This is a genomic window from Vibrio sp. Y10_XG_PY6, from assembly GCF_024181795.1.
Lineage (GTDB): Bacteria > Pseudomonadota > Gammaproteobacteria > Enterobacterales > Vibrionaceae > Vibrio > Vibrio diabolicus.
The window spans coordinates 1,048,128-1,059,611 of the sequence record NZ_JAMZAQ010000001.1 but is presented as its reverse complement, the minus strand read 5'-3'; the positions used below and the strand labels follow the sequence as shown (position 1 = coordinate 1,059,611).

Below are 11,484 nucleotides of genomic sequence, written 5' to 3'. Positions count from 1 at the left end.
CGCTTTGTTGTTATTCAATAGACGCAATAGGAATCGTGTTGGAATTACTGAATGTTGAATTTTTAGGTCGTTCGTTAAGGCTCGAAGGATCGATGGCTGGTTGGCAGCAGTTATATTGGGATAACACCTTGGTGTCCCAAATAGATGCCAGTGATAATGTTGCAGACACTTGTCTTCACCAGTTTAGACTCTCTGCAGGGGAGGAAGTCCTGGTATGCCATTTGGAGTGTTCATTAACATGGCAACCGTTTGAATTGAGTTACAAGGTCACAATTAACGATGAGCTTATTAGCGAAGGTTGCCGAAATGAAAAAGACATCGAACGCCAAGTACCAGAAGTTGAGCCGCCAACGGAAAAGCGTTTAAGTGTGATAGGGCTAGTATCGCTTGGAATGAAAGCACTCAAGAGTGCGAAAGTCATCAAAGTGGCGCTAGCATCTGCAAGTCTTGCTGCATATTCTTGGCTATTTTCTATCGAGTTCGCGTTAGCTTTGATCGCTTGTTTAGTTTTCCATGAGTATGGCCATATTAGAGCGATGAAGTACTTTGGAATGAAGACCAAGGGCATCTATTTGATTCCATTTCTTGGCGGTTTAGCGCTGAGTGATGAAAAGATCAACACACGCTGGCAAGATGTGGTTATCTCGATTATGGGACCATTTTTTGGTTTAGTTCTTAGCATCGCGTTTACTTTGCTTTATTGGATGACTGGAGAGGTGCTCTTCGCTGGCCTAGCAGTGTTTAACGCGTTACTAAACCTGTTTAATCTGTTGCCTATTCTGCCACTAGATGGTGGTCATGTACTCAAAAGCATTACCTTCTCAATGAACACTCGGGTTGGATTAGTCGGCAGTATAGCTGCTGCCTTGTTGGGTATTTTTATCAGCTATTCTTTCGGGCTGACATTGCTAGGGTTTTTATTGTTAATGGGGATGCTAGAAGTGGTCATGGAATGGAGAGGTCGACATCATAGTCATTTATTGCCGTTAACCCGTTACGGACAACTCTTCTCACTTGCTTGGTACTTGGTTTCTGTCGGTGGTTTTGTCGCTATCATTTGGTATTTTGCTACCCTTGGAGATAGCCTGTTGAGCTTGCCACTACAGATACTGGGTACTTAAACTATTCCTTGTACCCATTAAAAAAGCTCCCTAGGGAGCTTTTTTGCGAAAAATAGACACTGGTAGCAGAAGTTTAGCCACATTTTGGCGCTTTCGCCTTATACGCAGGCAACTTATTTATGGTTGCTTGTAAATCTTTAATACGCGTACTGTGCGATGGGTGAGTTGAGAAGAATTCAGGCGGTTGAGAACCACCTGATGCAGCACTCATATTTTTCCATAAATCGACACTTTGACGTGGGTCGAAACCTGCTTTTGCCATGAATTCCAGCCCGACAATATCAGCCTCGGATTCCTGAGTACGACCGTATGGTAAAATAACACCGTATTGAACACCGACACCAAGTGCCGCCATCGTCATTTGTTGATACTGTTTGTACTCGGAAGCTCCAATGGCAACGTTTGCTAGAGACAACCCTGCATTTGCTAACTGACTTTGTGAGAGACGTTCATTACTGTGGTCAGCGAGGACGTGAGCGACTTCGTGACCAATGACTGTTGCCAACTGATCTTGGTTTTTCGCGACATCTAAAAGCCCGGTATACACGCCGATCTTCCCACCTGGTAGAGCAAACGCATTGACTTGTTCACTATCAAAAACAACGACTTCCCAGTCTTTAAATCCAGATTGAGCGGGAATGGTGTCAGTGATGTGTTTGGCAACGCATTGAACGTAGGCATTCGTTTTGCGATCTTTGCTGATTGGGATATCTTTCTTCATTTGTTCGAAAGATTTAGCGCCAAGCGATGACATTTCCTGATCTGAAAACATCAGGATCTGGTTACGGCCAGTCGGTGATGCGCTACATGCCGTTAAACCCGCGATAGTTAAAAGAGCAGAGGCTTTCATCCATACCTTCATAATAGGCTCCATCTAAATTATTTTTGTTTTGAAGCAATAGTATATACCCAAATAGTAACACGATGCATGGATCAAATTATTCATCAACTGGCAAGGAGGCCAAGATGTTACACCTTGAAGTTAGACCTAAGTAAAGTCTATGCTAGCTCTCTAATAAATCGTTACAATCCGACAAACCAATTTGTGAAATTAAGAGTAAAACAATGAGTATATGGAAAAAGCCCGTTAGCATAGAGATTCTGAATGCTACATCAAAAAATACCCTGATCGAGCATCTACAAATTGAATACACAGATTTCACGGATGACTCCCTTACAGCAACCATGCCTGTATGTAGTTTTACTCATCAACCTTTAGGAATGCTTCATGGTGGCGCTTCTGTTGTACTCGCAGAAACATTAGGCTCTTTAGCTGCGAATTTCTCTGTTGATGAGGGGAGTTGCTGTGTCGGTTTGGATATCAACGCGAACCATGTACGTGCAATGCGAAGTGGTCATGTGATTGGTACGGCAAAACCCGTACACCTTGGCGTTTCAACACAAGTGTGGCAAATCGACATAACTGATGAACGAGGCCGATTAGTGTGTACCAGTCGCTTAACTATCGCAGTGAAGCAACATAAAACGAAGTCGGTATAAAGCAAGATGGTGATTGAGTTTTCATTAGGAAAAATCATTGCTACCCAGCGTGAAATCGTGATTAAGCTCTCCGGCAGTGCAATGGTAACCTTACAAGCGCAAACCGATTCTATCCAGTTACTGGGTAGAGGAGCGAACGTTGTTTTATCTCATGGTGCAGAGTGTAAATGGTCTATCAAGCTGGATAATGAGGAACAACTTGCCGATCTTGCACGAGAAATTGGCATCGATATTCAATAATTTACTGCGTGACGTTTGCACTTTTTGATAAAAATGAGGAAACTTAGCTTATCAACAATAAGATAAGAATTTCCTCTTTATGAGTAGCCCTCGTTTACGTGTTCAGTTCGAAACACTGTTTGAAAAATTCGCCGGTCACGATACGGACGTTCAGCTAGAAGACATTACCGAAGCGCTGTTTTGTACACGTCGCAATGCCCGTATTGTTCTCAATAAATTAGAAGAGGAGGGCTGGATTGAATGGCATCCAGCGGCGGGTCGAGGAAAACTCTCAAAACTCGTTTTCAAACGTAATCGTAGCGATGTCAGTGAAAACCTCGCCAGACGTTATCTTGACGAAGGGAAAATTGGCCAGGCTCTAGATGCGCTTGATAACGACGCGGCTCGATTAACGCAGGTTATTCAGGGTTATTTAGGGCTTCAGCATCGGCAGGGCGAACAGGTGGTACGTTTGCCATATTATCGACCATTGGCGATGTTAAACCCACAGAAACCGATGCGGCGTTCAGAACAGCACATCGCCAGACAAATTTTTAGCGGGCTAACTCGCCTTGATGAAAATGAACAACTTCAGCCAGATTTAGCCCACACATGGGAAGCCATTTCTGATACGCACTGGCGTTTTTATCTTCGTCGTGGGGTGCGTTTTCATAATGGTGAACCCTTATCAACCAGTTGTGTACTTGAAAGTGTGCTTGCACTAAGTAGCCTGAACCTGTTTTCTCATATAAAAAAGGTATCTTCACCACAGGAATGGACCGTCGATATTGAACTCGTCCGTCCTGATCGCTACCTGCCTTTGGCGCTGAGTGAGTCGCAAGCAAAAATTTTGCTACCAAGCGCTTTGCGTTCAGAAAACTTCGATAGACAACCAATAGGGACTGGGCCGTTCCAAGTTAAAATGAATGATGATAAGCGTCTCATTTTGACTGCTTTTGATGGCTACTTTGGCTTTCGTCCCTTACTGGACCAAGTTGAGGTGTGGGTAATTGATGAAGCGTACTCTTCAATGGTCTATCCAAGCTTGTCTAAGCCAAAGATGGATAAACAAGGTTCATCTGATGAGGTCGAGCTTGATCCTGGCTGTACATTCCTATTACTAAACAAAAACACCGGGATTGCAAAAGACCCTCGCTGGGCAGAATTCCTATCACAAACTCTCAACAGTCACCAAATTTATGCTCATGTTCCTCAGGATAAAGTGATGGAACTGGGAGTATTGCAAGCCTTTGGCCTTAAGCCAGGTTGGATTGACCTTAGGCCAGCAGAGGCGGGAACCGTGCCGCAGGCTGATAAGTTGATTTACGTGGCGTATCAGAAAAAGCATCCGATGTTTCCAGTAGTTGCCAAGGCTATCAAGACACTCTTAAAACCGCACGGTATAGAGGTCGAGTTTATTCGTTATGATTCTCAACCGCCCGCACCGGAGGAAGTGGATATTTGGGTGAAAGCCATGGGCATTGCAACGAACCGAAATGATGCTTTGGCAGGGTGGCTTCTAGACTATAGTGATATTGAAAAGTTCAGTTCTGGTTACGATTTTAGCGAATGGGCTAAGCTCGTTGATCAGTGGCGTGCTGGTGTTTATCCAGACTTCCCTGCACGTGAGTTAGGACGTCAGTTGGTAAAAAGTTGTCAGGTGATTCCGATGTTTCACTGCTGGTTGGGTGTCAATAAAGACCACAGCGGTGCCTTACAAAATGCAAAGTGTAATGCCTTAGGTTGGTTTGACTTTAATAACGTATGGGTAAAACCTGATATAGAAAATAATCATGGCGAAACCGAATAAGAAACAGCCGACGAAAACCGTCGATATCTATTGCTCAAAGTGTAAAACTCAACTATTCAAGTACCGTAAAGGCGGAAAAGGCGCACTGGTCAAGTGCTTCAAAGAGCGCATTGTTGACGATTTCACACAAACCCCATGCATCTGTCCCAGTTGCAGGCAAGAGTTTGCAAGAGATACCCTAGTGAGAGGAACGCCCGCTTACAAAATGATTGGCGGCAAAGTGACAATGAAATAATGAAGGGCTAGAAAATGAGTATAAAACATGACTACTGCATGGTGTTAAGCACAACCAGCAACGAAAAAAATCGAGATCAGATCATTAAAGGTTTGCTAGATGCCCAATTAGCCGCGTGTATTCAAACGATGCCTATTGAAAGTCACTATGTGTGGAAAGGGGAGATTTGTACTGACAACGAATGGTTGCTGGTGATCAAAACTCGCCGAGAGCTCTATGAATTGGTGGAAGAGAAAATAGAAAACCTGCACGAATATGAAGTAGCACAGATCGTACAGGTTCCAATTGTTGATGGGTTTAACCCTTATTTAGAGTGGCTGAGAGAATCGACGCTGAGCCGACATTAAAAACAGCGACAACGCTGCACCAACGGTGTCGCACAACATATCTTTCTGGGCGTCCCATATGTCACCTTGCGAGCCCAGAAAGGCGATTCCTTCATCGCCGCCAGCCAATTCTGCATACCACCATTCGATAATCTCATAGCCTGCTGCAAGCGACATGATCGCAAACAAAGCAAACCAGCAAGAGAACGTTTTGTTGAACTTGTTCTTGTGTATCAAGTATTCAGCTATCGGATACGCATAAAGGCCAATCGAAAAGTGCGCAACGCGATCAAAGTTGTTTCTATCTGAACCAATCATGTCGTTAAACCAGTCAAATGGTACTTCGGAAAACGTATATTTCGCTCCGATAGTGTGCAAACAGAGCCAGATGAACATTAAAAAGTAAGCCGTATTACTGAATTGATAGCGAATCGAGATTACCCAAATAGCAACAAGAATACCAATTGCTGGGATAATCTCTGCAAACCAAACGGCACGTGAGTTAGGTTCTAACGCAGAAAATAAAAACACGATGGCATAAAAAATCGTCAATCCTAAGAGTGTCGAGGTGCTTTTCATAGAGTTACTTGATCCTTCAATTTATCTTACAGTGGGACTCCATAGACTTGGGTAATGATTACACTTAATTGAACGGTGTGCAATTGTTATTTTGATGGTGTTTTTGATCACTGAAAATGTTGATTTATTGCCAAGCTGCTCAACATTAAAACGTTTGCGCGTGCACCTTTCATTAAAGTTTGATTTACAACATGGCCATCCATAGAATCCGTGATTCAGTCTAATAAAAAAGAAGTAAAGCCATGAAACTGGAAACTGTCGATTATCTTGCTGACGATGCTGCTCAACAGTTCGTTACCTCTCTGCGCGAAACAGGGTTCGGTGTGTTGAAAAACCACCCGATTCCACAAGAGCTTGTAGAGTCAATTTACAAAAACTGGCATGAGTTTTTCTGTTCAGATCAAAAGAATGATTTTCACTTTAACGTAGACACCCAAGATGGCTATTTTCCACCTTCTGTGTCTGAAGTAGCGAAAGGGCACAAAGTGAAAGACATCAAAGAGTACTTTCATGTTTACCCTTGGGGTCAGATCCCAGAGCAACTTAAAGCTGAAATCTTAGAGTACTACGAGCGTGCGAATGCATTTGCTCAGGAGCTATTAGGCTGGGTTGAAGCGTGCGCACCTAAGGACGTTCAAGAGAAGTTCTCTATCGCGTTGTCAGAAATGATCAATAACAGCGACAAAACATTACTACGCGTTCTTCACTACCCACCGATGACAGGCGAAGAAGAGCCTGGCGCTATTCGTGCTGCTGCGCATGAAGACATTAACCTGTTAACGGTTTTGCCTGCTGCTAATGAGCCTGGACTACAGGTAAAGAGCAAAGAAGGTGATTGGATAGATGTACCATGTGACTTCGGAAACTTAATCATCAACATTGGTGATATGCTTCAAGAAGCGTCGGGCGGTTACTTTCCTTCAACGACTCACCGGGTAATTAACCCAACGGGTGGCCGTCAAGAAAAGTCGCGTATTTCATTGCCGTTGTTCTTGCATCCAAAACCAGAAGTAGTTTTGTCTGAGCGCTACACCGCACATAGCTACCTTATGGAACGTTTACGTGAACTAGGGGTTATTTAACCTTTACGTGATCTCCTTACAAAGGCCGATGGTTGATGACTATCGGCCTTTTGTTGTTTATGGTACAAAATGATACCCTCGCTTCATTCGGTGCCACAGAAATTAGGCCTGAAACACGCGTCAGCAAGCATTTTTACCAGTACAGATGAGCAGCTTTCTCTGAGATTAGTGTGATGCTTCAATATTAAAAACAGAGAGGATGAATGGAAGGACAACGCACGGTCAGTAGTATTGAGACTCACGCAATAGAAAACCCGTTGCTTTGGCCAATGCTAGAAATTCTTAGAAAGCAGCCTTCCGATTGGAAAGTTCACACCTTAGCAAGCAAGTTGAGTGAACAGGGCTACATTTCGAAATTGGATGATTCTCCTGATAAGGATTTATTCAAACGAAATTTCTTAATCATGAACGCGCTATACCAACTGCAAGAAACGCTTTACCCAGATGCCTGGCTGCAAGTTGAAGCGATGAATATCCAGCTGATGTCTTCGTTAGAAGCTTCGAGGCATATCGTTGATATTAACGACCCTTTGCGTGAATATTATCTGGATTGGCGCAACTACGAAGCGGACGAAGATGAAGTGCGTCGATTGTTGAATGAGTTTTGGACCACTTATCAAAAATTCATTGGTGGTTCGTCTGTTGCAAGTGTAGATAAGACAAAGGCACTGTCACTGTTTGAGCTTAACCCTGATGCAACACCCGCAGAAATTAGAAAGCAGTGGCGAAAACTCGCGCTTCGTTGGCACCCAGATAGAGAGAATGGTGATGCAGAAAGGTTTAGAATTCTTTGTGAAGCGTGGAATGTACTGAGAAACGAATGATTCGGTATGAATAAAGATAAAGGAAGGCAGCTAACTATTAGCTGCCTTTTTTCATTGGATTGTCTCAATCAGCGTATCAAAACTAGCATGATGGCTTAAACTGAGATTTTCTCATGCGGTTAAGCGCAGCCATTACGTCTAGTGTGCGTGGTTTGGCTAAGTCTCCTTGCTTAGGGAGCGATGCATGCCACTCACCAGACAGCATTTCTTCAATTTCCTTCGCTGGATGATTACACCAGCCTGGAAGCTGAGCGATTTGGAACCATAACCAGCCAATCGTGTTGACTTCATCAGCGGACTCAATCTGTTCCAAAGCGCTAAGGTCAGTAAACTCTTTGCCAAATCGAAGTGACTCTTTGCCTTTCGCATTCACACGGAATTTACCGTCAGTGAGAATATTCATCAAAGCAACGCGATTCAGGGCGCGAGGCGGGAAGGTTTGTAAGCGTTCTTCCGATTCGTTATGACGTTGAGTTGGGTGCTGAGCGATCACTTCTTTCGCTTTTTCTGTCACATCAACCGCTTGGTAGTCGTGCATCTGAATGACTGTGTCGGCAACGTCTAAGTAGTCGCCTGAACCACCCATAACGATAATGGTAGAGATATCGAGATCATCTCGCAATTGACCAATGCGATCGACAAGAGGGGTAATTGGTTCATCACCTTTTGCCACCAATGCCTGCATACGTTCATCTCGAATCATGAAGTTCGTCGCAGAAGTGTCTTCATCAATCAATAACGTGCTCGCACCCGCTTCAATAGACTCTTGAAGCCAAGCGGCTTGTGATGTTGAGCCTGATGCATCTTGAGTCGAAAAGTCCGCTGTATCTTTACCCATTGGCAAATGGTTGATGTAATTCGACAGGTTCAAATGATGCACGCATCGACCATCTTCGGCGCGGATCTTCATTGCTTTGTCATCAGCTACGATGTATTCACGACCATCTCCTGGAATATGATCGTAAATCGAACGCTCAATCGCATTCAGTAAGGTAGATTTACCGTGGAAACCGCCACCTACGATAAGAGTAATGCCCTTTGGAATCCCTAATCCCGTGACATGGCCTTTGTTTGGCGCATGTAAAGTCACTTGCAGCGATTCAGGGGCTTTGAATTCAACCGCCTCTTTCATTGGGAGATCACAGTTACCGGCAATTCGAGGGAGAATGCTGCCATTTGCGACAAACGCAACTAGGTTATTGGCTTCCAACTGTGCACGCAGGGCATCTTGGTCTTCAACAACTTGGCAATGCTCAATCAATGCTGTTTTGTCGAGTTCACGTTCTAAGGTCGCTCGACGGATAAACTTAGGCAAATGGAAAGTCAGTATGTTGTTGGCTTTTTTCCCCAACACTGAACGACCTTCAGCAGGCAAGTTAACTCGAAAACGCAGTTCAATACCTTCCTCGGTAAACAATACTGCGGTGCTATCCAACACAGTTTGGCCATTCAATGAAATGGATACGGAGTTTTCTTGTTTAGCAAACAGCTCAAAACTGCGCGCAATAAAATCACGTGCTGCTCGTTGAAAAGCAGGGGACTCGTCTTTTAACCATTCCAGACCAGTCAAGGACCAGGCGCGAGTTGCACGAAAACGTGACGCGGAAGCATACGGATCTCCTTGTACGTGATCGATGAACAAAGTGAAATCAGTGAAGTCGTATTGACCTTTGATTTGCTGATAAGCGCGGTAGTTCTGCTTTTCAATTTTCTTAAGCGTGGCAGTCAACTGATCCATGAAGATATTGGCCTTTTAATAGAAGCGGGCGGCGATTATAGAAACCACCGCCACCTTAGTAAAGAGAATGCTTAGGAAGAGTAGGCGTATTGTCCGCCTGAAAGACGCTGATTAAACAAACTTTGCTCAAATTCATTACAAGGCATCGGTTTACCATAGAGAAAGCCTTGCCCAATATCACATCCCTCACCAATAAGAAACTGCTCTTGTTGGGGGGATTCAATGCCCTCAATAACCACTTGGAGGTCCAGTTTTTTAGCTATGTGTATGATAGAGCAAATGATCGCACGATCATCGTCCGACTTTTCCATTTGCTGGACAAAGCTCTTATCAATCTTGATGGCATCAAATGGGTATTTCTTCAAATAGCTGAAAGAGGCGTACCCTGTACCGAAGTCATCTAGTGACAACGTCACACCTAGTTCGTGCAATTTGTTTAGAGTTGTGCGTGCTACGATTTCATCGGCAATTAAAGCGCTCTCGGTCACCTCGAGTTCGAGAAAATGTGCTGGTAAGTGAAAGGATTCGAGTAGGTGTTGCACTTGCTCCGCAAAGTTCACGTTTTGTAATTGAATTGGAGATACGTTAACGGCAATTTTGAAATTATCAATTAACTCCGACCACTGTTTAGCTTTGTCTATCGCGGTACGAAGAACAAAAGAGCCAACTTCAAAAATAAGTCCGTTTTGTTCGGCCATATGTATTAATGCTTCGTTAGAGACGTCTCCCAGTATTGGGTGTCTCCAGCGCAGCAATGCTTCTGCGCCAATCCATTTGTGAGTATGGGGATGAACTTTGGGCTGAAAGTACAGCATCAGGTCGTCATTTCTTACCGCTTGCAACAAGTAGCTTTCCAATTGATTGTGGTTGTTTAGCTCATTCGAATGACTTTCACAAAAATAACTATACGCTTCGCCAGACTCTTTACACAGCAGCATGGCATAGCATGCATTTTGAAGAAGTTGTTTGGCATTGCTGGTTTGGTGGGCTTGTACAACACCAATATAAGAGTTGAGGTGAACCTCTGTGTCTTTTATATAAAAGCTTCCCAAGCCAATATTGGTGATATCATCCAGTAGCTTACGCAATTTCATATCAATATCGTTGCCCCAAATGAGTAATACAAGGTCATTCGAGCTCGGCCTCCCGGTAACAAAATAACTCGATTCTCGTTTACCAAGGCGATACCGAAATTCTTTTAATATCTCGTCAAAGGCCTCAAAGCCATAGCGGGTTTGGATACTGCGAGCGTTACTAAAGCCAATGTTTATCACGAGCAGTGATTGCTGGCTATGATCCAACATTCTGAGTGTCTCTCCGACAACACTTTCCAGTGCTGCGCGGTTTAAGAATCCGGTTCCCTGATCGTGTGTTTTTTGGTAGCTCACTTGTTTTTCTGCGGCCTTACGACGATCAATCTCTTTTGTTAGGGAGTAACTCAACTGCGCTAGGTCCGTAGTACGGTTCTCAACTCTATTTTTGAGTTCATTATTAAGACGCTGGAGTTTGTGTTGCTGATACACGACGGAGAGCTGCGCTTCGATTGAGTCTTTGAAAGTTCCGAGCAATTGGCGGTAAGTGTCGCTGTATTCATTCTTCTTGGAATCAAGCATGCAGATAGTTCCAAACGTCTCTCCGTTTGGCCAGAATAACGGTAAACCGCAATAAGATATCATGCCTAGTTTGATGTCAGGGTTATTGCACCATTCTTCATCCTCGAGCGCATTAGGAACCATGAGTTCGCTCTTATGCTCAATGACATGCTCACAATACAAACCGTTGCCGAGCAGTTCAGCATCGCCGGTACGATAGGGGTTAGCTTGAGTTTCACTGGATGTGTTGACTTCAATACGATCTGGATGGATACGCATGATTAATGTGGTGGGTACGTGCGTTATTTGAGCCAGTAAGTTGACGATTTCCTGCCAACTTTTTTGCATAGACTCAGGGATTTCATAATCTAATGTTTGCAATCTCCCCATATAGGTCATCCTTTACGTGGTTTCACTTCCTGTGAATTTAAAATGTAGACTGCTCTATCTTGTTCTCG

The 11,484-nt window shown here is 43.9% G+C and carries 12 protein-coding genes; 8 read left to right on the top strand and 4 right to left on the bottom strand.

Annotated features, from left to right (window positions below; all coding sequences use genetic code 11):
* Positions 1–92: 92 nt before the first annotated feature.
* A complete protein-coding gene (locus NL644_RS04660) occupies positions 93–1,121 on the top strand; it encodes a site-2 protease family protein (RefSeq protein WP_253658304.1) in 1,029 nt (342 codons plus the stop codon).
* Between the two features lie 73 nt (positions 1,122–1,194).
* On the opposite strand, the gene NL644_RS04655 is transcribed toward NL644_RS04660, so the two are convergent.
* Complete coding sequence (locus NL644_RS04655) at positions 1,195–1,983, bottom strand: M48 family metallopeptidase (protein ID WP_182036305.1); 789 nt, start codon at positions 1,981–1,983, stop codon at positions 1,195–1,197.
* Positions 1,984–2,186: 203 nt separating this feature from the next.
* Here NL644_RS04655 and NL644_RS04650 point away from each other — a divergent pair, with 203 nt between their 5' ends.
* The 5 genes from NL644_RS04650 (at position 2,187) to cutA (ending at position 5,232) form a co-directional block, all read left to right on the top strand.
* Positions 2,187–2,621: a hotdog fold thioesterase gene (locus NL644_RS04650; RefSeq protein WP_253658073.1), complete on the top strand. Its 435-nt coding sequence runs from the start codon at positions 2,187–2,189 to the stop codon at positions 2,619–2,621.
* Positions 2,622–2,627: 6 nt separating this feature from the next.
* Entirely contained in the window at positions 2,628–2,861 is a 234-nt protein-coding gene (locus NL644_RS04645; RefSeq protein WP_005395503.1) for a DUF3389 domain-containing protein, read from the top strand.
* A gap of 79 nt (positions 2,862–2,940) precedes the next feature.
* A complete protein-coding gene (locus tag NL644_RS04640) occupies positions 2,941–4,650 on the top strand; it encodes an SgrR family transcriptional regulator (protein WP_104972579.1) in 1,710 nt (569 codons plus the stop codon).
* Entirely contained in the window at positions 4,634–4,885 is a 252-nt protein-coding gene (locus NL644_RS04635; protein ID WP_085343680.1) for a hypothetical protein, read from the top strand. The genes NL644_RS04640 and NL644_RS04635 overlap by 17 nt, the downstream gene beginning before the upstream one ends.
* Positions 4,886–4,899: 14 nt before the next feature.
* Positions 4,900–5,232: a divalent-cation tolerance protein CutA gene (cutA, locus tag NL644_RS04630; RefSeq protein WP_031780471.1), complete on the top strand. Its 333-nt coding sequence runs from the start codon at positions 4,900–4,902 to the stop codon at positions 5,230–5,232.
* Here cutA and NL644_RS04625 read toward each other — a convergent pair.
* On the bottom strand, positions 5,194–5,790 hold the full coding sequence (locus NL644_RS04625) for a DUF2238 domain-containing protein (RefSeq protein WP_193447294.1): 597 nt from the start codon (positions 5,788–5,790) through the stop codon (positions 5,194–5,196). The genes cutA and NL644_RS04625 overlap by 39 nt on opposite strands.
* A 242-nt stretch (positions 5,791–6,032) precedes the next feature.
* Between NL644_RS04625 and NL644_RS04620 the strand changes: the two genes are divergently transcribed.
* Both NL644_RS04620 and NL644_RS04615 read left to right on the top strand, forming a co-directional pair.
* Entirely contained in the window at positions 6,033–6,872 is an 840-nt protein-coding gene (locus NL644_RS04620) for an isopenicillin N synthase family oxygenase (protein WP_085343679.1), read from the top strand.
* A gap of 203 nt (positions 6,873–7,075) precedes the next feature.
* The gene (locus tag NL644_RS04615; RefSeq protein WP_074190661.1) at positions 7,076–7,696 is read left to right on the top strand and encodes a DNA-J related domain-containing protein; all 621 of its coding nucleotides are present in this window, start codon (positions 7,076–7,078) and stop codon (positions 7,694–7,696) included.
* An 82-nt stretch (positions 7,697–7,778) separates the two neighbouring features.
* On the opposite strand, the gene NL644_RS04610 is transcribed toward NL644_RS04615, so the two are convergent.
* Together NL644_RS04610 and NL644_RS04605 are read right to left on the bottom strand one after the other, a co-directional pair.
* On the bottom strand, positions 7,779–9,434 hold the full coding sequence (locus tag NL644_RS04610) for an ABC-ATPase domain-containing protein (protein ID WP_134645658.1): 1,656 nt from the start codon (positions 9,432–9,434) through the stop codon (positions 7,779–7,781).
* Positions 9,435–9,505: 71 nt separating this feature from the next.
* Positions 9,506–11,416 carry an EAL domain-containing protein gene (locus tag NL644_RS04605; protein ID WP_253658072.1) on the bottom strand — a complete coding sequence of 637 codons (1,911 nt, stop codon included), beginning with the start codon at positions 11,414–11,416 and terminating at the stop codon, positions 9,506–9,508.
* Positions 11,417–11,484: the final 68 nt, after the last annotated feature.

What these genes read in the sequence shown, in the direction of transcription:
- NL644_RS04615 (WP_074190661.1), top strand. Translation starts at nt 7,076, where the DNA reads ATGGAAGGACAACGCACGGTCAGTAGTATTGAGACTCACGCAATAGAA.
- NL644_RS04645 (WP_005395503.1), top strand. Translation starts at nt 2,628, where the DNA reads ATGGTGATTGAGTTTTCATTAGGAAAAATCATTGCTACCCAGCGTGAA.
- NL644_RS04640 (WP_104972579.1), top strand. Translation starts at nt 2,941, where the DNA reads ATGAGTAGCCCTCGTTTACGTGTTCAGTTCGAAACACTGTTTGAAAAA.
- NL644_RS04625 (WP_193447294.1), bottom strand. Translation starts at nt 5,790, where the DNA reads ATGAAAAGCACCTCGACACTCTTAGGATTGACGATTTTTTATGCCATC.
- NL644_RS04655 (WP_182036305.1), bottom strand. Translation starts at nt 1,983, where the DNA reads ATGAAGGTATGGATGAAAGCCTCTGCTCTTTTAACTATCGCGGGTTTA.
- NL644_RS04620 (WP_085343679.1), top strand. Translation starts at nt 6,033, where the DNA reads ATGAAACTGGAAACTGTCGATTATCTTGCTGACGATGCTGCTCAACAG.
- NL644_RS04650 (WP_253658073.1), top strand. Translation starts at nt 2,187, where the DNA reads ATGAGTATATGGAAAAAGCCCGTTAGCATAGAGATTCTGAATGCTACA.
- NL644_RS04660 (WP_253658304.1), top strand. Translation starts at nt 93, where the DNA reads ATGGCTGGTTGGCAGCAGTTATATTGGGATAACACCTTGGTGTCCCAA.
- NL644_RS04610 (WP_134645658.1), bottom strand. Translation starts at nt 9,434, where the DNA reads ATGGATCAGTTGACTGCCACGCTTAAGAAAATTGAAAAGCAGAACTAC.
- NL644_RS04605 (WP_253658072.1), bottom strand. Translation starts at nt 11,416, where the DNA reads ATGGGGAGATTGCAAACATTAGATTATGAAATCCCTGAGTCTATGCAA.
- NL644_RS04635 (WP_085343680.1), top strand. Translation starts at nt 4,634, where the DNA reads ATGGCGAAACCGAATAAGAAACAGCCGACGAAAACCGTCGATATCTAT.
- cutA (WP_031780471.1), top strand. Translation starts at nt 4,900, where the DNA reads ATGAGTATAAAACATGACTACTGCATGGTGTTAAGCACAACCAGCAAC.